Annotated in this window: 23 protein-coding genes; 3 read left to right on the top strand and 20 right to left on the bottom strand. The window is 65.5% G+C overall.

The features are described 5' to 3' along the window. Positions 1–26: 26 nt before the first annotated feature. The 4 genes from aspT to IB259_RS20370 all read right to left on the bottom strand — a co-directional run bounded on the left by aspT (position 27) and on the right by IB259_RS20370 (position 4,592). On the bottom strand, positions 27–1,718 hold the full coding sequence (aspT, locus tag IB259_RS20385) for an aspartate-alanine antiporter (protein ID WP_054450920.1): 1,692 nt from the start codon (positions 1,716–1,718) through the stop codon (positions 27–29). Between the two features lie 197 nt (positions 1,719–1,915). Continuing rightward, a complete protein-coding gene (locus IB259_RS20380; RefSeq protein WP_054450918.1) occupies positions 1,916–2,845 on the bottom strand; it encodes an electron transfer flavoprotein subunit alpha/FixB family protein in 930 nt (309 codons plus the stop codon). A 2-nt stretch (positions 2,846–2,847) separates the two neighbouring features. Next, on the bottom strand, positions 2,848–3,597 hold the full coding sequence (locus tag IB259_RS20375) for an electron transfer flavoprotein subunit beta/FixA family protein (RefSeq protein WP_013392406.1): 750 nt from the start codon (positions 3,595–3,597) through the stop codon (positions 2,848–2,850). A gap of 71 nt (positions 3,598–3,668) precedes the next feature. Beyond that, entirely contained in the window at positions 3,669–4,592 is a 924-nt protein-coding gene (locus IB259_RS20370; protein ID WP_082400679.1) for a histone deacetylase family protein, read from the bottom strand. Between the two features lie 10 nt (positions 4,593–4,602). Here IB259_RS20370 and mltB point away from each other — a divergent pair, with 10 nt between their 5' ends. Then, positions 4,603–5,757: a lytic murein transglycosylase B gene (mltB, locus tag IB259_RS20365; RefSeq protein ID WP_119450899.1), complete on the top strand. Its 1,155-nt coding sequence runs from the start codon at positions 4,603–4,605 to the stop codon at positions 5,755–5,757. A gap of 42 nt (positions 5,758–5,799) precedes the next feature. Here mltB and IB259_RS20360 read toward each other — a convergent pair whose 3' ends face one another. Then, positions 5,800–6,849 (bottom strand): cyclase family protein, encoded by a 1,050-nt coding sequence (locus IB259_RS20360; RefSeq protein ID WP_175162843.1) that lies wholly within the window; start codon positions 6,847–6,849, stop codon positions 5,800–5,802. A gap of 67 nt (positions 6,850–6,916) precedes the next feature. Between IB259_RS20360 and IB259_RS20355 the strand changes: the two genes are divergently transcribed. Beyond that, complete coding sequence (locus tag IB259_RS20355; RefSeq protein WP_054450911.1) at positions 6,917–7,693, top strand: IclR family transcriptional regulator; 777 nt, start codon at positions 6,917–6,919, stop codon at positions 7,691–7,693. Then, positions 7,690–8,670 (top strand): tripartite tricarboxylate transporter substrate binding protein, encoded by a 981-nt coding sequence (locus tag IB259_RS20350; protein ID WP_054450908.1) that lies wholly within the window; start codon positions 7,690–7,692, stop codon positions 8,668–8,670. The genes IB259_RS20355 and IB259_RS20350 overlap by 4 nt, the downstream gene beginning before the upstream one ends. 104 nt (positions 8,671–8,774) lie before the next feature. Here IB259_RS20350 and cysM read toward each other — a convergent pair whose 3' ends face one another. The 15 genes from cysM to gyrA all read right to left on the bottom strand — a co-directional run bounded on the left by cysM (position 8,775) and on the right by gyrA (position 25,304). Beyond that, a complete protein-coding gene (gene cysM, locus IB259_RS20345; protein WP_041655288.1) occupies positions 8,775–9,683 on the bottom strand; it encodes a cysteine synthase CysM in 909 nt (302 codons plus the stop codon). Positions 9,684–9,767: 84 nt separating this feature from the next. Then, entirely contained in the window at positions 9,768–10,262 is a 495-nt protein-coding gene (locus tag IB259_RS20340) for a helix-hairpin-helix domain-containing protein (protein ID WP_119450900.1), read from the bottom strand. A gap of 177 nt (positions 10,263–10,439) precedes the next feature. After that, complete coding sequence (rfaD, locus tag IB259_RS20335; RefSeq protein WP_054450903.1) at positions 10,440–11,429, bottom strand: ADP-glyceromanno-heptose 6-epimerase; 990 nt, start codon at positions 11,427–11,429, stop codon at positions 10,440–10,442. Continuing rightward, a complete protein-coding gene (rfaE1, locus tag IB259_RS20330) occupies positions 11,426–12,367 on the bottom strand; it encodes a D-glycero-beta-D-manno-heptose-7-phosphate kinase (RefSeq protein WP_054450899.1) in 942 nt (313 codons plus the stop codon). The genes rfaD and rfaE1 overlap by 4 nt, the downstream gene beginning before the upstream one ends. After that, complete coding sequence (gene lapB / locus IB259_RS20325; RefSeq protein WP_054450896.1) at positions 12,364–13,578, bottom strand: lipopolysaccharide assembly protein LapB; 1,215 nt, start codon at positions 13,576–13,578, stop codon at positions 12,364–12,366. Before lapB ends, rfaE1 begins: the two co-directional genes overlap by 4 nt. Before the next feature lie 58 nt (positions 13,579–13,636). Further along, a complete protein-coding gene (locus IB259_RS20320) occupies positions 13,637–13,951 on the bottom strand; it encodes a lipopolysaccharide assembly LapA domain-containing protein (protein ID WP_013392395.1) in 315 nt (104 codons plus the stop codon). A 139-nt stretch (positions 13,952–14,090) separates the two neighbouring features. Next, positions 14,091–14,450, bottom strand: a complete 360-nt coding sequence (locus IB259_RS20315; protein WP_013392394.1) for an integration host factor subunit beta — start codon at positions 14,448–14,450, stop codon at positions 14,091–14,093. A gap of 3 nt (positions 14,451–14,453) precedes the next feature. Continuing rightward, positions 14,454–16,166 carry a 30S ribosomal protein S1 gene (gene rpsA, locus IB259_RS20310; protein WP_026382780.1) on the bottom strand — a complete coding sequence of 571 codons (1,713 nt, stop codon included), beginning with the start codon at positions 16,164–16,166 and terminating at the stop codon, positions 14,454–14,456. A 197-nt stretch (positions 16,167–16,363) separates the two neighbouring features. Continuing rightward, positions 16,364–17,053 (bottom strand): (d)CMP kinase, encoded by a 690-nt coding sequence (cmk, locus tag IB259_RS20305; protein WP_054450894.1) that lies wholly within the window; start codon positions 17,051–17,053, stop codon positions 16,364–16,366. Positions 17,054–17,066: 13 nt separating this feature from the next. Further along, positions 17,067–18,389 (bottom strand): 3-phosphoshikimate 1-carboxyvinyltransferase, encoded by a 1,323-nt coding sequence (aroA, locus tag IB259_RS20300; protein ID WP_192330005.1) that lies wholly within the window; start codon positions 18,387–18,389, stop codon positions 17,067–17,069. Between the two features lie 5 nt (positions 18,390–18,394). Beyond that, complete coding sequence (locus tag IB259_RS20295) at positions 18,395–19,297, bottom strand: prephenate dehydrogenase/arogenate dehydrogenase family protein (protein ID WP_119450903.1); 903 nt, start codon at positions 19,295–19,297, stop codon at positions 18,395–18,397. Further along, positions 19,294–20,415, bottom strand: a complete 1,122-nt coding sequence (gene hisC / locus IB259_RS20290) for a histidinol-phosphate transaminase (protein WP_054451323.1) — start codon at positions 20,413–20,415, stop codon at positions 19,294–19,296. Before hisC ends, IB259_RS20295 begins: the two co-directional genes overlap by 4 nt. 11 nt (positions 20,416–20,426) lie before the next feature. Further along, the gene (gene pheA, locus IB259_RS20285) at positions 20,427–21,512 is read right to left on the bottom strand and encodes a prephenate dehydratase (protein WP_054450886.1); all 1,086 of its coding nucleotides are present in this window, start codon (positions 21,510–21,512) and stop codon (positions 20,427–20,429) included. Then, positions 21,505–22,635 (bottom strand): 3-phosphoserine/phosphohydroxythreonine transaminase, encoded by a 1,131-nt coding sequence (gene serC / locus IB259_RS20280; RefSeq protein ID WP_054450883.1) that lies wholly within the window; start codon positions 22,633–22,635, stop codon positions 21,505–21,507. The genes pheA and serC overlap by 8 nt, the downstream gene beginning before the upstream one ends. Next, positions 22,635–25,304: a DNA gyrase subunit A gene (gene gyrA / locus IB259_RS20275; protein WP_192330003.1), complete on the bottom strand. Its 2,670-nt coding sequence runs from the start codon at positions 25,302–25,304 to the stop codon at positions 22,635–22,637. Before gyrA ends, serC begins: the two co-directional genes overlap by 1 nt. Positions 25,305–25,712: the final 408 nt, after the last annotated feature.

The following is a 25,712-nucleotide window of genomic DNA, read 5'->3' as shown; positions in this document are numbered from 1 at the left end:
AAGCGCGGGGCTGGCGGGGCGTTCTGCTAGGACATGAGCATGACGATGACAATCCCCCAGATGATGAGCAGGGTATTGCCGATGGCGTAAGGAACCGTGTAGCCCAGGGCAGGCACCTGGCTCTTCGCCGTTTCAGTTATCTGGCCGATGGCCGCGGTGGTGGTCCGGGCTCCGGCGCAGACTCCCAACGCAATGGCGGGATGGAACTTGAATACATACCGCGCAATGTACACGCCCACGATCATCGGAACGCTGGTGGCGATGATGCCCGCGATGAAGAGCTTGGCGCCCAATTGCTGGAAGCCCAGCACGAATCCCGGCCCTGACGATATACCCACGACCGCGACGAACGTCGTCAGCCCCACCGATGTCAGGAACCAGTGCACCGGTTCCGGCACACGGCCGAAGGTCGGATGCACCGAACGCAGATAGCCGAAGATCAGGCCGGAAATCAGCGCGCCGCCGGAGGTCGACAAGGTGACGGGAACGCCGCCCACGGTCAGCACCAGAGAGCCGAACAGGCCGCCCAGCAGAATGCCGAAGCCGACGAAGACCATGTCGGTCTGGCTGGTGGCGCGATCCACGTAGCCCAGCCGGCCGACCACGCGTTCTACGTCGCGCTTGGCGCCCAGCACGAACAGGCGGTCGCCGCGGTCAAGCTTCAAGCCCCAGTTGATCGGCATGTCGTGGCCGCCGCGCACGACCTTGCGCAGGAACACGCCGCGTCCCAGTTCGCGGCCCGCTTCGCTGTCGGCGATTTCCTTGATGGTCTTGCCGGCGATGTTCTTGTTGGTCAAGACGACTTCGACGACCTCGGCGGGCATGTTGATCAGGTCGCGGTCCTCGACTTCGGTGCCGATGATGCCGGCGGCCTGCGTAACCAACGCATCATGCCTGCCGGTCACGCCCAGCACGTCGCCTTGCTGCAGCACCGTCTTGGCATCGCTGTCGATGATCTGGTCGCCGCGCCGGATGCGCTCCACGAACACCCGGGCCTCGACGAAGCGGGACTCCAGCTCTCCCACCGTCTTGCCGGCGAATTCCTCGCGGTCCAGCTTGTAGGCGCGCGCGATGAACTTGCGGTAGCCCGACAACTCCATCGAGTCGGCGCCCCCCGACATCTTGGCTTCGTATTCCTGGCATTCTTTGACGATGTCCACGCGCATCAGCTTCGGGCCCAGGGATGCCAGGATCCAGGCGCTTCCAACCGTGCCGAAGATGTAGCAGACCGCGTACGCGACGGGAATGCTGTCAATCCATTTCTTTTTGGTTGCTGCGTCTATGCCCAAGCCGTTGATGGTGTCCGTCGCCACGCCCATGACCGCGGAAATGGTTTGGGCCCCTGACAGCAGGCCTGCGCCGGTGCCGGCATCGAAGCCGAAGCCTACGGCTGTCGCCCATGTCACCAACAGGCAGATCACGCAAATAATGACGGCAAAGATGACCTGCGGAAGGCCGTCGCTTTTCATCCCTCGGAAGAACTGCGGTCCGACGCCGTAACCCAGACCGAAGAGGAAGAGCAGGAAGAAGACCTGCTTGAGGACGGGAGCGATCGTGATATTGAGCTGTCCCACCAGCACGCCGACCAGCAGCGTGCCAGTCACGGCTCCCAGATTGAATCCGAAGAGTTTCTTGGCGCCTATCCAGTACCCGAGACCGAGGGTAAGGAATATCGCAAGTTCCGGATATTTTCGCAGAGTGTCAAAGAACCATTCCATCCCGAATCTCCTTCGTTCTGTACAGGCCAAGCACTTGCGCGAATCTAGCTGCGCGCGGAACACATTATCAGAATCTTTCGAGAAATCAAAAGATTTGGAATACTGAAATCACAAGATGTGTAGTCCTCGCGTCAAAATAATAAAAAAGCCCGCCAGCGCGAAGCTGGCGGGCCTTCGATACGGCTGCGCGTTGTGGCTTACAGCGCGCCGGTCAGTTCGGGCACGACCTGGAACAGATCGCCCACCAGGCCATAATCGGCCACGCCGAAGATCGGCGCTTCCGGATCCTTGTTGATGGCCACGATGACCTTCGAATCCTTCATGCCGGCCAGATGCTGAATGGCGCCCGAGATACCAACCGCGACGTACAGTTGCGGGGCAACGATCTTGCCGGTCTGACCGACTTGCCAGTCGTTAGGCGCGTAGCCGGCGTCGACCGCGGCACGCGAGGCGCCGAGCGCCGCGCCCAGCTTGTCGGCGAGCGGATCCAGGATCTTGAAGTTTTCGGCGCTGCCCAGACCACGGCCGCCGGAGACGACGACGCGCGCGCCAGCCAGTTCCGGACGGTCGCTCTTGGCGACTTCACGGCCCACGAAGGTGGACAGGCCCGAATCGGCCACGGCGGCGACTTCTTCCACCGCACCCGAACCGCCCTGCGCGGCCACGGCGTCAAAGCCGGTGGTGCGCACGGTGATGACCTTGACGGCATCGGCCGACTGCACCGTGGCAATGGCGTTGCCGGCGTAGATCGGGCGTTGGAAGGTGTCGGCCGATTCCACGCCGATGATGTCGGAGATCTGCGCCACGTCCAGCTTGGCAGCCACGCGGGGTGCCACGTTCTTGCCCGAGGCGGTCGCGGGGAACAGGATGTGGCTGTAGCCCGAGGCCACGGCCAGCACCTGGGCGGCGACGTTCTCGGCCAGGCCGTCGGCCAGTTGCGGCGCGTCGGCCAGCAGGACCTTGGCCACGCCGGCGGCGGCGGCGGCCTGGTCGGCCACGGCGCGCGCGTTGGCGCCGGCGACCAGCACGTGCACGTCGCCTCCGATCTTGGCGGCGGCGGCGACGGCGTTCAGGGTTGCGCCCTTGAGCTGGGCGTTATCGTGTTCGGCAATAACCAGCGTCGTCATGTTCAGACCACCTTCGCTTCGTTCTTGAGTTTGTCCACCAGGGCCGCGACATCGGCCACCTTGATGCCGGCCTTGCGGGCGGGCGGCTCGCTGACCTTCAGCGTCTTCAGGCGCGGCGCGGCGTCCACACCCAGCTCTTCAGGCGTGACGGTGTCCAGCTGCTTCTTCTTGGCCTTCATGATGTTGGGCAGCGTGACGTAGCGCGGCTCGTTCAGGCGCAGGTCGGTGGTGACGATGGCGGGCAGCTTCAACGTCAGCGTTTCCAGGCCGCCGTCGACTTCGCGCGTGACCGTGACCTTGCCATCGGCCAGCTCGACCTTGCTGGCGAACGTGGCTTGCGGCCAGTCCAGCAGCGCGGCCAGCATCTGGCCGGTCTGGTTTGCATCGTCGTCGATGGCTTGCTTGCCCAGGATCACCAGCTGCGGCTGTTCCTTGTCGACCAGCGCCTTCAACAGCTTGGCCACGGCCAGCGGCTGGAGTTCGGCATCGGTCTGGACCAGCACGCCGCGGTCGGCGCCGATGGCCATGGCAGTGCGCAGCGTTTCCTGGCATTGCGCAACGCCGCAAGAAACCGCCACGACCTCGGCGACAGCACCCTTCTCCTTCAGGCGGGTCGCTTCCTCGACGGCGATCTCGTCAAAGGGGTTCATGGACATCTTCACATTGGCGATATCCACGCCGGTTTGATCAGACTTGACGCGCACCTTGACGTTGTAGTCAACGACGCGTTTGACAGGTACCAAAACCTTCATCCCGCTGCCTCCAAATGGAAAATAATTACCCGGCATGCGCCGGGATCGCATTGCACAATTTTTTCTCGATTCTACAGCTTCGCCAGCGCTCGTATATGGGCGACCACGCTGCGGCCCAAGGCGGACAAGTTGTAACCGCCTTCCAGCGTGCTGACGATGCGCCCCTGACAGTGGCGCTCGGCCACCTCCACGAGCTGTTCTGTTATCCAGGCGTAATCCGCCTCGACCAGGCCCATCTGGCCCATGTCGTCCTCGCGATGCGCGTCGAAACCGGCCGATACCAGGATCAGTTCGGGCCGGTGCGCTTCCAGCGCCGGCAGCCAGGTATCGGTGACGATGGTCCTGACCGCCGCCCCGCCGGTGTACGCGGCCACGGGCACGTTCAGCATGTTCGAAGCGGGACTCTCGGCGCCGCTATTGGGAAAGAACGGATGCTGGAAGAAGCTGCACATCAGCACCCGGTCGTTGCCGGCGAAGATGTCTTCGGTGCCGTTGCCGTGGTGCACGTCGAAATCGACGATGGCCACGCGCGAGAGGCCGTGGAAGTCCAGCGCATGCTGCGCCGCAATAGCGACGTTGTTCAGAAAGCAGAATCCCATGGCCTGGGAACGGCAGGCGTGATGCCCCGGGGGCCTCACCGCGCAGAAGGCCGTGCGGGCCTCTCCGCCCATCACCGCATCCACCGCGGCCACCCCTGCCCCGGCCGCGTACAGGGCGGCTTCGTAGGTATGGGGATTCATCAGCGTATCCGGATCGATAGGGAAATACCCTTGCTCCGGCGTATGTTCACGCAAACTGTTCAGATACTGGACAGTGTGCACCCGCAATATGTCATGGCGGGATGCCTGCGGCGCCTGGCGGTCGTCCAGGTAAGGCATCAAGCCGCTGGCAAGCAACTGGTCTGAAATGGCGTCCAGCCTCTGGGGGCTTTCGGGATGCCAACTGCCCATTTCATGCAGGCGGCATGCCGGGTGGGTAAGATACATGGTCTCCATAAGGAAGATTATGTTCATCTGTCGGCGATTACTGCAACTCGGAACGCTCTCCGCCCTGCTGGCGGGCTGCTCCACCACCGCCCCCTCTGCACCCAACACCGTCGCCGGCCAGCCGGCCGCCGAATCAACCCCGGCCCCCATCCGCATCGGACCCAGCGCGCCGACACCTGGATCCGAACTGGCGGACGACGCCCCCGCCGCGCTGGCCGCCAATGGCACGTTGCGGCCTGAAGTCCGCACTTTCGTGGAAAACCTGGCCACCGAGCGCCAACTGCCGCTGGACCCCATGGTCGCCGCGCTGGCCGGTTCGCGCTACAACGCCACCGTCGCGCGCCTGATCGCGCCGTCGCCCCCGGGCAAGAAGATCTGGCGCAGCTGGCTGACCTACCGCTCGCGCTTCGTCGAACCCAAGCGCATCGGCTGGGGCGTGGAGTTCTACAACGAGAACCGCGACCTGCTCAACCAGGCGGCGCAGCGCTTCGGCGTTCCGGCGCCGGTGATTGCCTCGATCATCGGCGTGGAAACGCTGTACGGCCGCAATATGGGCAATTTCCGCGTGCTGGATGCGCTGACGACGCTGGCCTTCGACTATCCGGACCCCGCCAAGCCCGAGCGCGCCACCATGTTCCGCGGCCAGCTTGCCGACTTCCTGACCCTGGTCATGAAAGACAAGCTGGACCTGGAAACCCGCGGCTCGTACGCCGGCGCCATCGGCATGCCCCAGTTCATGCCCACCAGCGTCATGCATTACGCGGTGGACGGCGACGACAACGGCCATATCGACCTGAGCAACAACACCCGCGACGCCATCATGTCCGTGGGCAGCTTCCTGTCGCAGCACGGCTGGCAGCGCGGCCTGCCGGTGTTCGCACCCGTGGTGCTGCCTGCCGATCCCACCGCGCTCGTCGACGGCGGACTGGAACCCAAGCAAAGCTGGGGCACGCTCACAGCCGCCGGCGCCCGCCTGCAGCCAGGCGCATCGGCCTCGGGCTGGGGCAGCCAGCCGCTGGGCGTGGTCGACCTGGTCGAGGAGGCCCGAGGCACGGCGCAATATCGCGTCGGCACGCCCAACTTCTTCGCGCTCACCAAGTACAACCGCAGTTACTTCTACGCGACCTCGGTAGCGGATCTGGCAAGCGAGATCGAAGCGCGCGTGGGCCGCTGAAGCCCGCAGGACCCGCGGCGCCAGGCGCCGCGGTCCTGCGCTTTACACCGTCGCAACCGGCGTCACGGGCGAACCCACGGCGCCAGGCAGGTTCAGCGGCGGCGCCGTCAGCAGGAAGCGGCTGCGGCCGTTGGCCGTCAGCCAGCGCGCCAGCGCCCCCAGGTACCACATCTCGCCTATCGGCAGGCCGAGCTTGAAAATGCAGTGGTGGTGCAGAGGCAGCGCCGCGCAGCAGGCATTGGGCTTCTGCGTGGGATAGATTTCCAAGGCGTGGTTGTCCGAGGCCATGGCCGCCACCTTCGAGTCGGTGATCCACTGCAGCAGCTTCTCGTCGCTGCCGTCCAGGCCGGCGCAGATCTCGTGCAGCGTATGGGGATCCGGCTCGCGGTTCTTTTCCAGCAGGGCGTCGCCGAATTCCGTATGGAACAGCACGATATCGCCCTGCTCGATCTCGATCCGGTCCGCGTCCAGGATGCGCATCAGCTCGTCATAGCCGACCGACTTCTGCTCCCGTCCGTAGTGGCGCGCCAGATCGACCATCACGCCGCGCGTCTGCAGGCACGATTCGGCCAACTGGGTGATGTCCAGCTTCTTGGCGTTGGAGGCCGGCCCCTGGCCCAGATCGGTCTTGGCATAGCCATTGCCCACGTCGTAGTCCACCGGACCCACCACGTGCTCGTTGGGCCGGTAGCCGTTGTAGTAGACGCGCTCGGGCAGGCCGTCGCCATTGGCGTCGAACAGCGCGCCCACGTGGGCCAGCGAATCCCATTGCGTCGAATACTGCAAGCTCATTTCGACGATGTCGTCGCTGAGCACGTCGACGCAGCCGGGACGCAGGCGTCCCAGCGGGAAATTCAGGTACTGGTCGCCGTCCCTCTCGGTAGGCCGCAGCTTGGGCGGGTGGCGCCGCACGTTCACGCCGTTGCCGCCCGGGTAATCCAGCGGCAGCGACAGGCAGAAGCTCAGGCCTTCGCGCACTTCCCGCATGCCGCTCAGCACGTTCGCGGGGGTGATGTAATTCAGGCAACCTCGCTGGTCGTCAGGCCCGAAATCTCCCCAGTTCGATCCCTCAGGACGGTTCTTCCATCTCATGCGTTGCAACTCCTGGTCGATTGAATGCTGTTTGACATAAATTTATCACGTATAGGATACTAACATCATGGATGTGAAAACTGCTGGCCGAGTGCTGGATGTGCTGAACCTTTTTGCGGAGGAGCAGAAGCCCCTGCTGTACAGCGAGATCGCTGCCCAGATGGGGATTCCGCTGTCGAGCTGCCATGGGCTGCTGAAGACCATGGTGGCGCGCGGCTATCTCTACGAAATCGGCAAGAAGCACGGCTATTACCCGACCCAGAAACTGATACACGTGGCCACCCTGATCTGCCATAGCGACCCGCTGAACGCGGTGATCGAGCCGGTGCTGGCCCGGGTGCGGGACCTGACGGGCGAGACGGCCTTGCTGGCCAAGCTGGCCGACGACAAGGTCGTGTACCTGATCGTCGCCGAGTCCAAGCAGACCATCCGCTTCTCGCATCAGCCGGGCGGCTTCAAGGCGGTGCACGCCACCAGCTCCGGCAAGGCGCTGCTATCGGTGCTGTCGCAGGAAGAACGGCAGAAGTGGTTCAAGGCCTACAGCGGCTTTGCCGCCTACACGGACAGCACGCTCACCAGCCGGGAAGCCTTCGACCGCGACCTGGAGGCGGGCATGGCGCGCGGCTGGCAGCGCTCGGTGGGCGAGAACGTCGAGGACGTGATGTCCATTTCGCTCGGATTCCGCGCATACGAACAACCCTTTGCCATCGTGGTGGCCGGCCCGCTGAGCCGGATGCTGAAGAACGAAGCCACCACGGGGAAACAGCTGGCCGAGGTCAAGGCGATGCTGCAAGCAGCGCTGCCCTCGGCCAATCTCACCTTTGTAGGAGTAGACAGTAGATGAACAAACGCACCTTCCTCGCCGCGGCCTGCTCGGCGATCGCCACGGCGGCCGTGCCGGCAGCAACCGCCTACGCGCAGGCGGACTATCCGGACAAGCCCATCCGCGTGATCATGCCTTGGGCGGCAGGAGGACCGACGGACGTGGTCGGCCGCCTGATCGCGGTCCAGATGGGCGAGATCCTGGGTCAGCCGCTGGTGATCGAAACCCGCGCGGGGGCCAGCGGCACCATCGGCACGGCCCAGGTCGCCAAGGCGCCGGCGGATGGCTACACCTTGCTGATGAACCCGTCGGTGCAGGGCATCTATCCGGCCCAGTTCAAGAATCTGAGCTTTGACCCGATCAAGGACTTCAAGATGGTGGGCGTGCTGGGCACGGTGCCGATGGTGGCCGTCGTCCCGCCCAACTCGAAGTTCAAGACCTTCGGCGAACTGATCAAGCAGGGCCAGGCCCAGCCCGGTTCGCTGACCTTCGCATCCCCCGGCGTGGCCACCTTGCCGCACCTGGCGGGCGAACTGATCAATACCTCCACCAAGGCCAAGATCACCCATGTCGGCTACCGCGGCAGCAGCCCGGCCCTGACCGACGTCGCGGGCGGCCACGTGGACCTGATGTACGCGCCGCTGGCGCCGGCTCTCCCGCTGATCCAGAGCGGCAAGATCCGCCCGATCGCCGTGACGACCAAGACCCGCCTGGCCGAACTGCCCGACGTGCCGACCATCGCGGAAAGCGTCCTGCCCGGCTTCGACATCGTCACCTGGTACGGCATGTGGGCGCCCAAAGACACGCCGCAGCCCATCATCGCCAAGCTGAACAAGGTCATGATCGAAGCCTCGCAATCGCCCAAGGTGGTTGAAGCGCTGAAGTCGCAAGGCACGCTGCCCAGCACCATGAGCTACCAGGAAGCCGAAGCCTTCAACCTGGCGGAGAGCGAGCGTTGGATCAAGGTGATGCAGGACGCCGGCATCCAGCCCGAATAAGTGCGCAAGAAACACGGGCGCACGCCGCGCCCGACCAATGAAAAACCGCCATGCCCGGCAAACCCGGCATGGCGGTTTTGTTCTGCCCGACGGCGATCAGGCGTTCAGTTGAAGACGCCCGTGGACAGGTAGCGGTCGCCGCGGTCGCACACGATGAACACGATGGTGGCGTCGTTGACGCGTTCGGCCACGCGCAGGGCGGCAACCAGCGCGCCCGCCGATGAAATTCCGCCGAAGATGCCTTCTTCCGCCGCCAGCCGGCGCGCCATCTGTTCGGCCTCGGCCTGCTCGATGGATTCATAGGCGTCCACCCGGCTGCGATCGAAGATCTTGGGGAGATAGGCTTCGGGCCACTTGCGGATGCCCGGGATCGACGATCCTTCGGCGGGCTGCGCGCCCACCACCTGCACTGCGGGGTTGCGCGACTTCAGGTAGGTCGACACGCCCATGATGGTGCCGGTGGTGCCCATGGCGCTCACGAAGTGGGTAACGCGCCCTTCGGTCTGGTTCCAGATTTCCGGCCCGGTGGTTTCGATGTGGGCGCGGGGGTTGTCGGGGTTGGCGAACTGGTCCAGCACCAGACCGCGGCCGTCCGCCTGCATGGCCGACGCCAGGTCGCGGGCGTATTCCATGCCGCCCTTGTCCGCGGGCGTCAGGATCAGCTCGGCGCCGTAAGCCGTCATGGCCGCGCGGCGTTCCACCGACAGGTTGTCCGGCATGATCAGGATCATGCGGTAGCCGCGCATGGCGGCAGCCATGGCCAGCGCGATGCCGGTATTGCCGCTGGTCGCCTCGATGAGGGTGTCGCCCGGCTTGATGTCGCCGCGCTCTTCCGCGCGGGCGATCATCGACAGGGCCGGACGGTCCTTCACGGAGCCGGCGGGGTTGTTGCCCTCCAGCTTGGCCAGGATGACATTGCCCCGGGCGGCGCCCGCGGCCCCGGGAATGCGCTGCAGGCGCACCAGCGGCGTATTGCCGACGGTTTGCTCGATAGTGGGATAGGTAGTAGTCATGCGGACGATGATAACCCCGCCTGGCGGCGCGCGCCGCCAAAAGCCGCGCTCCCGCCAGGGCTACCCGCGCGGCGCGCGACGCGCTCAGGGCCGGGCGCGGGCCGCGGGCTGGGACGCCGCCGGTTTCGCTTCGGATTTGGCTTCGGCCTTGCCCGCAGCCGGCTTGCCCTGCGCCGGCTTGGCCGCCGTATCGCCCTGCCCGGCCTGAGGGCCCGTCCCTGCCACCTGCAGGCCGGCCTCTTGCAGGGCCTGCGCCTTCTTCGGGCCGATGCCGCGCACGCGTTCAGCCAGGTCGTTCAAGGATTCGAACTTGCCGCCCCGTTCGCGCTCCTTGATGATGATTTCCGCCATGCGCGGGCCGATGCCCCGGACGCCTTCGAGCTGCTGGGCATTGGCCTGGTTGAGGTCCACCGCGTGCGCCTGCGGCGCGGCCAGGCCCAGGCCCGCCGTTACCAGCAGCGCGCCCAAGGCCTGCCGCAAAGGGCGCGGCCGGGCGCCGGAAGCAAGGGTGGCGCGCACCCTGCGCCATCTGGCAAAAGGGGCCGGGTGGGCAGCGGCGGATTGAAGGAATGGATTCATGGAGGGTCTCCCAGGTGTCTGGCGCAACGGCTGTCACGCCACGCTCAGATCATGCGGGCGGCGCGCCCCGCCACGGCGGCGCAGTGAATGGAAACATCCGCCCCGGCAAACCGCCAGGCGAAAAAAAGCCACCGCGAACGGTGGCTTTTCTTGCAGACCCGGCGCAGTGGCGCAGACTTACTTGCGGGCGCGCCAGTAACGCACGTACTCGGTGACGCCGGTCCGCACATCGCGCATCGGCGCCTGGAACCCCGCTGCGCGCAGGCGCGTGACATCGGCCTGCGTGTAGCTCTGATAGCGCCCTTTCAGGTCGTCCGGGAACGGGATGTAGCGGATCAGATCCAGTTCCACCAGTTGCGCCAGCGTCAGCTCGGCTTCGCCGCGCTCCGCGCGCAGCGCATTGACCACGCCGGCCGCCACATCGTTGAAGGGCTGCGCGCGGCCCGTGCCGCAGTTGAAAATACCCGACTGCTCGGGGTGGTCCAGGAAATGCAGGTTGACCGCGACCACGTCTTCGACGGAAATGAAGTCGCGGCTCTGGCCGCCATCCACGTAGCCGTCCCAGCCCGCGAACAGGCGCACGTGCCCATGCTCCAGGAACTGGTTCATGTTGTGGAACGCCACCGAAGCCATGCGGCCCTTGTGCTGTTCGTGCGGACCGTAGACGTTGAAGTAGCGCAGGCCCACCACCTGTGCGGTCAGGCTGTCCATGCGCTGGCGCAGGACCTGATCGAACAGCAGCTTGGAATAGCCGTAGACGTTCAGCGGGCCTTCGTTGGCGGGGTCTTCCACGTAGATCGAGGAACCGCCGTAGACCGCCGCCGACGAGGCGTACAGGAACGGAATGCGGCGCTCCTGGCAGAACTCGAACAGCTCCAGCGTGACGCGGTAGTTGTTGTCGAGCATGTAGCGGCCGTTGCGCTCGGTCGTGTCCGAGCACGCGCCCTGGTGCAGCACGGCACGCACTTCCCGCAGGCTGCCGTCGAGGACGCGGCGGCGGAAGTCGTCCTTGTCCATGTAGTCCGCGATCTGGCAATCGACCAGGTTGACGAACTTGTCGCCTTCGGTCAGGTCATCGACCGCGATGATGTCCTTGATGCCGCGGCGGTTGAGCCCGCGCACCAGGTTGCTGCCTATGAAGCCCGCGGCTCCGGTAACGACGATCATGAGAGTTCTCCTGCCAATTCCGCGGCGGTGACGATGGACGTGCCAAGCTTGCCCACGGCGATGCCGCCGGCCTTGTTGGCCCAGCCCATCGCGTCGACCCACGGCAGATCGATGGCGCGCGACACGGCCAGCGTCGCCAGCACGGTGTCGCCTGCGCCGGACACGTCGAACACTTCGTGCGCCTGCGCGTCGATGTGGTCGCGTCCCGCGTCGGTAAACAAAGTCATGCCCTGCTCGGAACGGGTCACGAGCAAGGCTTCCAGATCCAGGTCGGCGCGCAGGCGCTGCGCGCGATCGGTGAGTTCGGCCTCGGAACTCCAGCGGCCCACGGCCTCCTGCATTTCCGAGCGGTTGGGGGTGACGAGCGTCGCCCCGCGGTAACGGGTGTAATCGTGACCCTTCGGGTCCACCAGCACCGGCACGCCGGCGTTGCGGGCCAGCGCGATCAGCGATTCGACCCGCGCCAGCACGCCCTTGGCATAGTCGGACAGCACGACGATGTCGTGATTGGCCAGATGGCGCGCGAAAGCGGCATCGACGTTGTCCAGCGCGGCCTGTGCCGGATGCTGTTCGAAGTCCACGCGCAGCAGCTGCTGCTGGCGGCCCAGCACGCGCATCTTCAAGGTCGTGTGCAAGGACGGATCGGCGACCAGCTCGGCCTGTATGCCGGCTTCGGCGGACAAGCGCCGGACGCTGTCGCCCGCCTCGTCTTCGCCCAGCACGCCGACCAAGGTCACATGGCCGCCCAGGGCCGCCACGTTGCGCGCGACGTTGGCCGCGCCGCCCAGGCGGTCTTCGCGGCGCGCCACGCGTACCACGGGCACCGGCGCTTCGGGCGAAATGCGTTCGACTTCGCCGAACCAGTACCGGTCCAGCATCACATCGCCCACCACGAGGACGCGGCTATGCGAAATGGCTTCGGCGGGAAATGCATTCATTCAAGTTCTTCCAAGCGGCGCGGCGCGTAGGTTTCCCAGGCGTTGCAGCCGGGACATTGCCAGTAAAAGCGACGCGCCTGAAAACCGCAACTGCGGCATGCGTAGCGGTCCAGCCGCTGCGTATGCTTGTGGATCAGGCTGCGCAACAACGTCAGGTCGGCGCCCGGCACTGGCGCCTGCTCGGCGCCGCTTTCCGGATTGGCCAGCTCGGCCTCCAGCAGACGGTCCAGCCCCAGCAGCGACGGATGGCTGCGCAAGGCATTGCGGGCAAATGCCCATGACGGCGCGGAGCCCTGCTGGGCGCGCAGTTCGCGGAACAGCACGTTGAACAGGTCCAGCGACGCATGGCGCGCATACTGCTTCTGCAGCACGTCGAGCCCGGCCGCTTCCTGATTGGCGGCGCGGTAGTTCGCCAGGACCTGCTCGGCCACCAGGCCGGCGTACTCGGGAGCGTCGGTCATGATCGACTCCAGGTACAGGCGTTCGCGCTTCGGGTCCTGTTCGATCAGGGCCAGGCGGGCGCGCAGCATGGCGGTGCGCACCATGGCGCCTTTGCTCGACGCCGGATCGATGGTCGACAAGGCATGGTCGGCGGCATCCAGCGCCTTGTGGGCCGCGTCGATGTCGGCGGGCTTGGCCGACAGCGCGGTTTGCGCCTGTTCGCAGTAATAGTGCACGAGCTGCGGCACCGGCTCGTCGACCAGGCCCTGCAGCGTCTTCACGGCTTCGATGGCGCGCGGCCAATCGTGCTCGGATTCGTAGATGCGGATCAGCGAACGCAGCGCGGGCAAGGCGTAGCGGGTGTCCTTGAGCTGCTCGAAGCCGTTTTCGGCGCGGTCCAGCATGCCGGCCTTGAGGAAATCCTGCGCCAGCTCGTGCTGCGCATGCTCGCGTTCGGCGGCGGGCAGGTCGGAACGGTTCAGGAGGCTCTGGTGCACGCGGATGGCGCGCTCCATTTCGCCCCGGCGGCGGAACAGGCTGCCCAGCGCAAAGTGCAGCTCGGTGGTTTCCGGGTCCAGCTTGGCCACTTCGACGAAGGCGTCGATGGCGCGGTCCGGCTCTTCATTGAGCAGGAAGTTCAGCCCGCGGAAATAGGAGTCGGGCAGGCTGCGGGTTTCCCGCAGCATTTGCCGGATATCGAAGCGCGCGGCCAGCCAGCCCAGCGCGAACAATACCGGCACGAAAATCAACCACCAAGGTTCAAAATCCACTATGCGGGCTCTTGCGGTAATTCAGTGCGGAAAGGGATTCAGTGCTGACGCAACGGCATCACAGCGGCGACATCGGGGCCACGGCCTCCGGCGGCACGGCGGGCGTGGTGCCGGCGACGGCGGCCTGGACACGGTCCAGCTCGCGGCGCAGGCGCATGGCTTCGCGGCGGCGGCGCATGGCGGCGGGCACGGTCAGCAACAAGCCAAACAAGGCGCCCAAGACGAACACGACCAGCATCACAACGATGAGGGGCACGTCCTGCACCACGTAATCGGCGTAGAACTTCACGGCGACCGGATCCGTGTTTTTCAACGCGAACATCAATACTGCAACAAACACGAGCAATCGCAGGGCCCAGACTAGGTAGCGCATGGCGCATGCTCCAAAGAATTCAAGACTATCAATTGTAAGCGACGGATCCCGCCTGGCGCCAAAAAACAAAGCCCCTTGATTGCTCAAGGGGCTAGGTTCTCGGTCCGATCCGCCCGAAGGCGGCCTTACTGCCGTGCCGTCAATGCATGGCGTGCAGACTCACCATCGACGGCATCGGTTCACTCGATCCAGAAGATTGAGCGTCCTCGTCATTGCCGCCGGCCAAGTCCACCCGCTCGCGCAATTCCTTGCCCGCCTTGAAGTGCGGCACCTGTTTTCCAGGCACCAGCACCTGTTCGCCGGATTTCGGATTGCGACCGATGCGGGGAGACCGCTGCGACAGCGAGAAGCTGCCAAAACCGCGGATCTCGATGCGCTGACCCGAGGCCAGGGCCTGGGTCATTGCGTCGAGCACGGTCTTGACCGCGTAATCGGTGTCGCGGGCGGCCAGCTGAGGATAGCGGGCCGCCAAGGCGGCGATCAGCTCCGACTTGGTCACGAATTAACCGTCGTTGCGCTGTTGGTCCAGCTTGGCCTTCAGCAGCGCGCCGAGGTTGGTGGTGCCGGACGAAGCGCTGGCGTCGGACATGCGCTGGATCGTTTCGGCGGTTTCGGCGTTGTCGCGGGCCTTGATCGACAGCTGGATCGAACGCGTCTTGCGGTCGATGTTGACGATCATGGCTTCGATGTTCTCGCCGGCGGTCAGAACGGTGGTGGCGTCTTCAACGCGGCCCGAGGAGATCTCGGAAGCGCGCAGGTAGCCTTCAACGTCCACGGACAGCGTGACAACAGCGCCCTTGGCTTCGACCGACTTGATGGTGCCCGGAACAACGGCGCCCTTGTCGAACGTGGCAACGAAGTTGTTGAAGGGGTCGCCTTCCAGCTGCTTGATGCCCAGCGAGATGCGCTCCTTGTCGGTATCGATGCCCAGAACCACGGCTTCGATCTCGTCGCCCTTCTTGAAGTTGCGCACGGCTTCTTCGCCGGTTTCCGTCCACGACAGGTCGGACAGGTGAACCAGGCCATCGATGCCGCCGGGCAGGCCGACGAACACGCCGAAGTCGGTGATCGACTTGATGGCGCCGCGGACCTTGTCACCACGCTTGAAGTTGGTGGCGAACTCTTCCCACGGGTTCTGGCGGCACTGCTTCATGCCCAGCGAGATGCGACGACGGTCTTCGTCGATTTCCAGGACCATGACTTCGACTTCTTCGCCCAGGGTCACGACCTTGCGCGGATCGACGTTCTTGTTGGTCCAGTCCATTTCGGAGACGTGCACCAGGCCTTCGATGCCGGCTTCGACTTCAACGAACGCGCCGTAGTCGGTCAGGTTGGTGACCTTGCCGAACAGGCGGGTGCCTTGCGGGTAGCGGCGAGCCAGGCCCACCCACGGATCTTCGCCCAGCTGCTTGACGCCCAGGGAGACGCGGCTCTTTTCCTGGTCGAACTTGAGCACCTTGGCTTCGACTTCCTGACCCACTTGCAGGACTTCGGAGGGGTGACGCACACGGCGCCAGGCCATGTCGGTGATGTGCAGCAGGCCGTCGATGCCGCCCAGGTCCACGAACGCGCCGTAGTCGGTGATGTTCTTGACCACGCCCTTGACCACAGCACCTTCGTGCAGGGTTTCGAGCAGCTTCTGGCGCTCTTCGCCCATGCTGGCTTCCAGCACCTGGCGACGCGACAGAACGACGTTGTTGCGCTTGCGGTCGAGCTTGATGACCTTGAATTCGAGGGTCTTGCCTTCGTACGGGGTGGTGTCCTTGACCGGACGCAGGTCCACCAGCGAACCCGGCAGGAACGCGCGGATGCCGTTGGTCATGACGGTCAGGCCGCCCTTCACCTTGCCGGTGATGGTGCCGGTAACCAGTTCGCCGTTTTCCAGGGCCTTTTCCAGTTGCAGCCAGGCCGACAGGCGCTTGGCGCGGTCACGCGACAGGATGGTGTCGCCGTAGCCGTTTTCCAGGGAATCGATGGCCACCGAGACGAAATCGCCAGGTTGCACTTCGAGCTCGCCCTGGTCGTTCAGGAACTCTTCCAGGGGGATCAGCGCTTCGGACTTCAGGCCGGCGTTGACGACGACGAAGTTGTGGTCGACGCGCACGACTTCGGCGCTGATGACCTCGCCGGACTTCATGTCCTGGCTCTTGAGGCTTTGTGCGAAAAGGTCGGCGAAGCTTTCGCCGCCGGTGGCGGTAGTGGAAACGGAAGACATGGGGTTGAAATCCATTGGGCCGAAATGGCCGTTAAAAACACACCGCAGCGGATTGCCCGCCACAGTGGAGTCAAAATGCCTGCTTGCCGGTTTACCCTTGCGGGGTGTCCCGTGGGGGCTGCGCCTGGCTTGAACAGGGCCGATAAAAAAAACAGAAAACTGCGGAGGATTCGAGAGAAAAGTCCGGGACCGGTAATTCAATCCGCGGCGGCGTTCTTCCAGAAATCCAGTATTGCCTGCACCGTTTCTGCAATCGTCAAATCAGACGAATCCAGCACGTGTGCATCCGCTGCGGGAGCCAAGGGAGCGGTAGTCCGCCCCATATCGCGGGCGTCCCGCTCGCGCATATCCCGTAGGAGGTCATCAAGATTAGCAGAAATTCCCTTTTCGATCAACTGCTTACAGCGCCTCTGCGCCCGCGCGACCACATCGGCTACCAGGAACACCTTCAGGGGCGCATCGGGAAACACCACCGTACCCATGTCGCGCCCGTCCGCAACCAGGCCCGGAGCCAGCCGGAAGGCGCGCTGGCGCTCGAGCAGCGCCTGGCGCACGCCCGGGAAGGCGGCCACGCGCGAGGCGAAGTTGCCGACTTCCTCGCGACGGATATCGTGGCCGACATCCACGCCCTCGAGGTAGACATGAGGCCCTTCGAAACGCACATCCAGGGTTTCGGCCACGCGCGCCACGGCGGGCTCGTCCTCGGGGGACAAGCCGCGGTTGAGCGCCGCCAGCGCGGTCAGGCGATAGAGCGCGCCGCTGTCGAGCACGGCCCAGCCCAGGGCCTTGGCGACGCGGTGGGCCACCGTGCCCTTGCCGGACGCGGTGGGGCCGTCGATGGTGATGACGGGGACAGTGGAGGAAGTTGCAGGGGAAATCGAAGTCATGGGCGATTCTTCGCTAGGCCGCTACCAGGCCCGCGTAAACATCAAAGTAACCCGGGAAGGTCTTGCTGACGCAGCCCGGGTCGAGAATACGGACGGCCGCCGGCCCGAAAGCCGCCAGCGAAAAGCACATTGCCATGCGGTGGTCGTCCCAGGTGCCGATGTGCGCATCGCGCCAGGCATCCTGCGCCGGCGGCGTCACGCGCAGCCAATCCGGCCCCGATTCCACCTGCGCGCCCAGCTTTTCCAGTTCGGTCTGCATGGCGTGGATGCGGTCGGTTTCCTTGACGCGCCAGCTGCCGATGTTGCGCAGGCGACACGGGCCGTCGGCGTACAGCGCCAGGGCGGCCGCGGTCATGGCGGCGTCCGGGATCAGGTTGAAATCGGTGTCGAAGGCCTTCAGGCGTTCGCCCTGGGCGACGCGCGCGCCCGTCACCTCGATCCAGTCGGGACCGTAGGTCACGGTGGCGCCCATGTCGGCCAGCGTGCCTGCAAAGGCGACGTCGCCCTGGATGCTGTCCGCGCCCACGCCGGTCACGCGCAGCGGCCCGCCGCCGATCGCGCCCAGCGCCAGGAAATAGGAAGCCGTCGAGGCGTCGCCTTCGACCGCGATCTGCCCGGTGCTGCGATAGGCCGCCCCGCCGTCGATGACGAAACGGCTCCAGCCGTCGCGCCGCACCTGCACGCCGAAGCGCGCCATCAGGTTCAACGTGATCTCGATGTACGGCTTGGAGATGAGCTCGCCCAGCACTTCGATCGTGACCGGCTTGCCGCTGCGGCCGGCCTGCAGCGGCGCGGCCATCAGCAAGGCAGTCAGGAACTGGCTGGACACCGAACCCTGCACGCGCGTGACCGCGTCCGCCGCGATGTCGCCGCGGCCGATATGCAGGGGCGGATAGCCAGGCTGGCCCAGGTAATCGATGCTGGCGCCCAAGCCCTTGAGCGCGTCGACCAGGTCGCCAATGGGGCGCTCGTGCATGCGCGGCACGCCCGACAGGCGGTAATCGCCGCCCATGAGCGCCAGCGCCGCGGTCAGCGGCCGGATCGCGGTGCCGGCGTTGCCCATGAACAGGTCGGCGCTTTCCACCGGAAAGCGGCGCACGCCCTGCACCGTGACACTGCCCGCCTCCAGTTCCGACACCTGCACGCCCAGCTGGCGCAAGGCGCCGAGCATGACGCGGGTGTCGTCGGAATCCAGCAAACCGGTGATGACGGTGCTGCCCTCGGCGATGGCGGACAGCAGCAGCACGCGGTTGGAAATGCTCTTGGAACCCGGCAGGGCCATCACGCCCCGCGCTTGCCGCACGCGCGGCAGATCGAGATAAGGCAAAGCGCCCATGTCAGCTACTCCTTGCGCCAGTTGCGGCGGGCGCGGGCCGCCGTGTCCAGCAGCGTCAGCAAAGCCGCGCCATCGCCATCGGCAATGGCGCGTTCGGCACGATCCAGCACCGTGCGCACGTCGGCCAGTTCGGCCAGCATGGCGTCGCGGTTGGACAGAAAAATGTCGCGCCACATCTCGGGCGAACCCGCGGCGATGCGCGTGAAGTCGCGAAAACCGCTGCCCGCCAGCGCCAGGCGCGTGGAAGCATCGGTGGCCTCGGCCACTTGCTCCATGTACACCGCCGATAGCAGATGCGGCAAATGGCTGACCGAAGCCAGCACGCGGTCATGGGCGTCGGCGTCCATGTCGATCACGTCCGCCCCGCAAGCCTGCCATGCCCGGCGCACCAGCTCCAGCGAGGCCGCGCCATTCTCGGCCAGCGGCGTCAGGATGACGGTGCGCTTGCGGTACAGGTCGGCATCGGCCGCCTCCGGTCCGGTGCGCTCTGCGCCGGCGATGGGATGGCCAGGCACGAACTGCGCGATCCGGTCGCCCAGGGCGGCGCGTGCGGCCTCGACCACTTCGGCCTTGGTACTGCCCCCATCCGTCAGCACGGTATCGGAGCGCAGATGCGCGCGCATGCGCGACAGCACGTCGCCCAGCCCGCCCACTGGCGTCGCCAGCAGGATCAGATCGGCGCGCGCCGCGGCATCCTCTGCGGAAGCGGCTTCGTCGATCAGCCCTAGTTCAACGGCGCGGGCCAGCGATTGCGCGTTGCGCCCTACCCCAAGCACCCGGCCCACCTGCCCCGCCCGGCGCAAGGCCGCGGCGAAGGATCCGCCGATCAGGCCCACGCCTACTACGGCCAATACAGGAATCAGGGGGCCAGCGGCCCCCTGATCGGATTTCGGTGACGCGTCGTTCATGCGGACAGGATGGCGCTCAAGGCTTCGATGAACCGCTCGTTTTCCTGCGGCAGTCCGATGGACACCCGCAGCCACTCCGGCAAGCCGTCGCCGGCAACCGGGCGCACGATCACGCCGCGCTTGAGCAGCTCCAGGTTGATGCGCGGGGCGTCGCCCACATGCACCAGCACGAAGTTGCCGTAGCTGGGCACGTAGCGCAGCTTCAGGCGCTCGAACGCGGCGCACAACTGCGCCTTGCCCGCCTTGTTGGAGGCATAGGCCTCTTCCAGGTAGGCCGCGTCGCGCAACGCGGCGATGGCCGCGGCCTGCGCCAGCGTATTGACGTTGAACGGCTGGCGCACGCGATTCAGCAGATCCGTCAGGGCCGGTTGCGCCACCGCGAAGCCCACGCGCAGCCCCGCCAGGCCGTAGGCCTTGGAGAAGGTGCGCGACACGATCAGGTTGGGATAGCGGCGCACCAGCGCGGTGCTGTCGAAGCGGAACTCGGGATCCAGGTACTCGTTGTAGGCCTCGTCCAGGACCACCGTCACGCGATCGCCGTGGGCGGCGTGGACGCGCTCCAGGAAGGCCGCGACCTGGTCGCCCGGCACGAAGGTGCCGGTGGGGTTGTTCGGGTTGGCAATGAACAGCAGCCGCGTATCGTCGGCGATGGCATCGAACATCGCATCCAGGTCATGCCCGTAGTCCTTGGCCGGCACCACGATGTGGCGGGCGCCGCGCGCCTGGGTGGCCAGGCGGTAGACCGCGAACGAGTGCTGCGCATAGACCGCCGACACGCCCGGCTCCAGCAGCGCCAGCGCCGCAATTTCCAGGATGTCGTTGGAGCCGTTGCCCAGCGTGACCCAGCTCATCGGCACGCCGTAGCGTTCAGCCAGCGCCGACTTCAGGTCGAAGCCGTTGGGATCGGGATAGCGCGCCAACGACTCGGCCGCGGCCAGCATCGCCTCGCGCGCCGACTTGGGCATGCCCAGCGGGTTTTCATTGGACGCCAGTTTGACGATCCCGGCCGGGTCCAGCCCGAATTCGCGGGCCAGTTCTTCGATGGGCTTGCCGGCCTGGTAAGGCGCGATGGCGCTGACGTGCGCCGGAGCAACGAGGGGCTTGGATGCGGTGGTCATGTCGGAAGGGCTCACGGCGCCGGGTAGGAACCCAGCACTTTCAGGTAGGCAACCTGCGCCTGCAAGGCGGCCAGGGCGCGTTCGACGTTCGGGTCATTGCGGTGACCCAGGACGTCCACATAGAAATAGTATTCCCACTGGCCGGTGCGGGCCGGCCGCGACTCGAAGCGCGTCATGGACACGCCATTGGCCGCCAGCGGCGCCAGCATTTCGTAGACGGCGCCAGCGCGGTTCGGCACGGCCAGGATCAGGCTGGTCTTGTCCTTGCCGCTGACCAGCGGCTCGATGTTGCCGATCGCCAGGAAGCGCGTGCGGTTATGCGGGTCGTCCTGGATGCCCGCGGCCACGATCTGCAGGTTCCAGGCGGGCGCCGCCACTTCACCGGCGATCGCCGCGATGCTCGGGTCGCCCGCGGCAGCGCGCGCGGCTTCGGAATTGCTGGACGCGGCCACGCGGGCCACATCGGGATAGTTGCGCGTGAGCCAGCCCTGGCACTGGGCCAGCGCCTGCGGATGCGCGGAAATCGTCTTGATGCCGTCCATGCTGCCGGACTGCGACATCAGGCAATGGCGAATGACCAGCGAACGCTCGCCCAGGATCTTCAGCGGCGTGTTCAGCAGCAAGTCCAGGCTGCGGTTGACCGCGCCTTCGGTGGAGTTTTCGACCGGAACCATGCCGACGTCGGCCTGCCCCGCCTCGACGGCGCGGAAGACTTCGTCAAACGAAGCGCAAGGCAGCTTCTGCACGGCGTGGCCGAAATGCTCCTGCGCCGCCTGTTCCGAGAACGAGCCCTGCGGTCCCAGGAAGGCGACCGTCATGCCGCGCTCCAGGCCGCGGCAGGCCGAGATGATTTCGGTCCAGACCGCGGCCACGCCAGCGTTCGGGAACGGGCCGGGATTGGTCTGCTGCAGGCGGCGGATGACCTCGGCTTCGCGCTCGGGGCGCAGCACGGGGCCATCGGCATTCGCGGCGTGCTTGGCCTCGCCCACTTCCAGCGCGGCGCTTGCGCGCTGCGTCAGGAGGTCGAGGATCTGGGCGTCCAACGCGTCGATGCGCTGACGCAAGGGGAGCAGCTTGCGCTGCAGATCGTCATCCATAGCGACGCTCGAATTCCTTGAGGTACTCGACCAGCGCCGTGACCCCAGCCAGGGGCACCGCGTTGTAGATCGAGGCGCGCATGCCGCCCACGCTCTTGTGGCCCTTGAGCTGCGTCAGGCCGGCCGCGTCCGCGCCTTGCAGGAAGGCGTCGTTGAGCGATTCGTCGCGCAGCACGAACGGCACGTTCATGCGCGAGCGCACCGGTGCGTGGATGGGATTGCGGTAGAAGCTGGTGCTGTCCAGATAGCCGTACAGCAGATCGGCCTTGGCCTTGTTCGCGGCTTCCATGCCGGCCACGCCGCCATTGGCCTTGACCCACTTGAAGACCAGGCCGGCGACGTAGATGGCGAAGGTGGGCGGCGTGTTGTAGCGCGAATGCTCCGCGGCCACGTTGGCGTAATCGAACGCGGACGGGCAGATCGGCAAGGCGTGGCCGATCAGGTCGCGGCGCGCGATGACCATGGTCACGCCCGCCGGGCCGGCATTCTTTTGCGCGCCGGCGTACATCATGCCGCAGCGCGTCACGTCCATCGGACGCGACAGGAAATGCGAGGACGCGTCGACGACCAGCGGCACGTCGGGCGCGCCCAGCGCGGCGGTGTCGGGCCAGTCCATGAACTCGACGCCGCCGATGGTTTCATTGCTGCACAGGTGCAGATAGGCCGAATCCTGGCGCACTTGCCAGGTATCGACCGGCGGCACCCAGGTCAGCGGCGCCTGCTCGCGGCCATCCAGCTGGATGGCCTGCTCGCTGCTTGCCGCCACATGGGTGCTGCCGTAGCGGCCGGCTTCCTTGTACGAACGCTTGGACCAATGGCCCGTCACGACGAAGTCGGCCGCCGGCGTACCGCGGCGTCCCATGAGATTCATGGGAACGATGGCGTTTTCCCCGGAACCGCCGCCCTGCATGAACATGACGGCGTAGTCCGCCGGCAGTCCGAGCAGGTCGCGCAGATCGGACTCTGCTTCATCGCAGATCTGCACGAAATGCTTGCCGCGATGGCTCATTTCCATCACGGACATGCCGCTGCCGTGCCAATCCAGCATTTCCGCAGCGGCTTGCTGCAGCACCACCTCGGGCAAGGCCGAGGGGCCTGCCGAGAAGTTCCAGGGGCGGGCCATTATTGCTCCGTAGGTTCCATCGAATCCGTCGAGTCCGCAGCGCCGTTGTCGTCGCCGCCGTCCGCGTCCTGGCCGTCTTCGCCCAGGTCGCCGTCATCGTCCGCATCGCTTTCCACGACGCGGCGCACGCCGGACAGAGAGCTGCCGTCGTCAACGTTGATGAGCGTGACGCCTTGCGTGGCGCGGCCCATTTCGCGGATTTCAGAGACGCGGGTGCGCACCAGCACGCCGCCGGTCGTGATCAGCATGATCTCGTCCGAAGGCATGACCAGCACCGCGCCCACGACCTTGCCGTTGCGCGAGCTGGTCTGGATGGCGATCATGCCCTTGGTGCCGCGGCCGTGACGCGTGTACTCGGTGATCGGGGTGCGCTTGCCGTAGCCGTTTTCGGTGGCGGTCAGCACGCTTTGCGTTTCGTCGCCAGCCACCAGCAGCGCGATGACGGTCTGGGTGTCTTCCAGCATCATGCCGCGCACGCCGCGGGCGTTGCGGCCCATCGGACGCACGTCGTTCTCGTCGAAGCGCACGGCCTTGCCGGCGTCCGAGAACAGCATGACGTCATGCTGGCCGTCGGTCAGGTCGGCGCCGATCAGGTAGTCGCCGTCGTCCAGGTCCACGGCGATGATGCCGGCCTTGCGCGGGTTGGAGAAGTCGGACAGCGGGGTCTTCTTGACCGTGCCGCGCGAGGTCGCCATGAAGACGTAGTGGTCTTCGCTGAATTCCTTGACCGGCAGCACCACGGTGATCTTCTCGCCTTCGGCCAACGGGAACATGTTGACGATGGGCTTGCCGCGCGAGTTGCGCGTGCCTTGCGGCACTTCCCAGACCTTCAGCCAGTACACGCGGCCGCGGTTGGAGAAGCACAGCAGGAAGTCGTGCGTGTTGGCGATGAACAACTGGTCGATCCAGTCGTTTTCCTTCATGGCCGTGGCCTGCTTGCCGCGTCCGCCGCGCTTTTGCGAGCGGTACTCGGACAGCGGCTGGCTCTTGATGTAGCCACCGTGCGACAGGGTCACGACCATGTCGGTCGGCGTGATCAGGTCTTCGGTGTCGAGCTCGGTGGCGTTGAGTTCGATTTCCGAGCGGCGCGTATCCTTCGCGCCGGTCGAGAACTCCGCCTTGATGGCCTGCAGCTCTTCGCCAATGATCGTGGTGATGCGCTCAGGACGCGCCAGGATATCCAGCAGGTCGGCGATGGTGGACATGATGTCCTTGTATTCGCCGACGATCTTGTCCTGCTCCAGCCCGGTCAGGCGTTGCAGGCGCATGTTCAGGATTTCCTGGGCCTGCGTGTCGCTCAGACGGTACAGGCCGTCGCCCTGGAGGCCGAACTCGGCGCCCAGGTCGTCCGGACGGAAGGCCGCGCGGCCTCCCGGCGTGTCGCCGTCGGCGCGCGACAGCATTTCGCGCACCAGCGACGAATCCCACGACTTCGCCATCAGCTCCTGGCGCGCGACCGGCGGAGTCGGAGCTGCCTTGATGATGGCGATGAAATCGTCGATGTTGGCAAGCGCGACGGCCAGGCCTTCCAGCACGTGGCCGCGTTCGCGGGCCTTGCGCAGCTGGAACACCGTGCGGCGCGTGACCACTTCGCGGCGATGCTGCAGGAAGTAGTCGATCATCTGCTTCAGGTTGAGCAGGCGGGGCTGGCCGTCGACCAGCGCCACCAGGTTCATCCCGAAGGTATCTTGCAGCTGCGTGTTCTTGTAGAGGTTGTTCAGGACAACCTCGGGAACCTCGCCGCGCTTGAGCTCGATGACCAGGCGCATCCCGTCCTTGTCGGACTCGTCGCGGATGTCCGAGATGCCTTCGATCTTCTTGTCGTTGACGAGCTCGGCGATGCGTTCCTGCAGCGTCTTCTTGTTGACCTGGTAGGGGATCGCGTCGACCACGATGGCCTGGCGGTTGCCCTTCTCCATGTCCTCGAAGTGGGTCTTGGCGCGCATGATGACGCGGCCGCGACCGGTGCGATAGCCTTCGCGCACGCCGGACATGCCGTAGATGATGCCGCCAGTGGGGAAATCGGGGGCCGGGATGAGCTCCATGAGCTCATCGACCGAGCAGCCCGGATTGCGCAGGCAGTACAGGCAGCCGTCGACCACTTCCTGGAGGTTGTGGGGCGGAATATTGGTGGCCATGCCCACCGCGATGCCCGAGCTGCCGTTGACCAGCAGGTTGGGCAGGCGCGACGGCAACAGCAGCGGTTCTTGTTCGCTGCCGTCGTAATTGGGGCCGAAGTCCACCGTTTCCTGGTCGATGTCGGCCAGCAATTCGTGGGCGATCTTGGCCAGGCGAATTTCGGTGTAACGCATCGCCGCGGCGTTGTCGCCGTCGATCGAGCCGAAGTTGCCCTGGCCGTCGACCAGCATGTAGCGCATGGAGAAATCCTGCGCCATGCGGACGATGGTGTCGTAGACGGACTGGTCGCCGTGGGGGTGGTATTTACCGATGACGTCCCCGACGATACGCGCCGACTTCTTATAGGCGCGGTTCCAGTCGTTGTTCAGTTCGTGCATCGCGTAGAGCACGCGCCGGTGGACAGGCTTGAGGCCGTCCCGCACATCCGGTAGCGCCCGCCCGACGATCACGCTCATCGCGTAATCGAGGTAACTGCGGCGCATCTCTTCTTCCAGCGATACCGGAAGCGTCTCCTTGGCAAAGGAATCCATATATATAACGACAGAATCGTGTAAGGAGGAACCCGGGCCGGGTAAACAGGAAATTCTATCATCCGATTCCCGCGGCGGTCAGAAGGCGCTCCCCAAGCGGCGCCTCGACCGGCCGGACGGGAAGATATGGGGCGGCGACCAACCGCGCGTCCGCCCGCGTCCCGCGGCCCTGTTGTCAAAAACCAACATGGAAAACCGAAGGAGCGCCGAAAACGTCATATCCAGCGCCAATGCGCCTCTCCAGGGAAGCCAAAGCCCCCCAAATGCCTTAAGATTGTTTCCAGCACGCAGGAAACCCAGTAGCTATTCCTTTGAACCAGCTCTTGGCGTTGCTATACTGGCCCCGTTTTCCTGATATGCGGCGGGGGTTCGCTGCGAGTCACTTATCCAGCTTCAAGCTCAACGAGG

This window comes from Achromobacter sp. ACM04, from assembly GCF_014851465.1.
Classification (GTDB): Bacteria; Pseudomonadota; Gammaproteobacteria; order Burkholderiales; family Burkholderiaceae_B; genus Achromobacter; species Achromobacter aegrifaciens.
The sequence above is the reverse complement of the archived record's forward strand: the minus strand, read 5'-3'. Positions and strand labels throughout refer to the sequence as shown.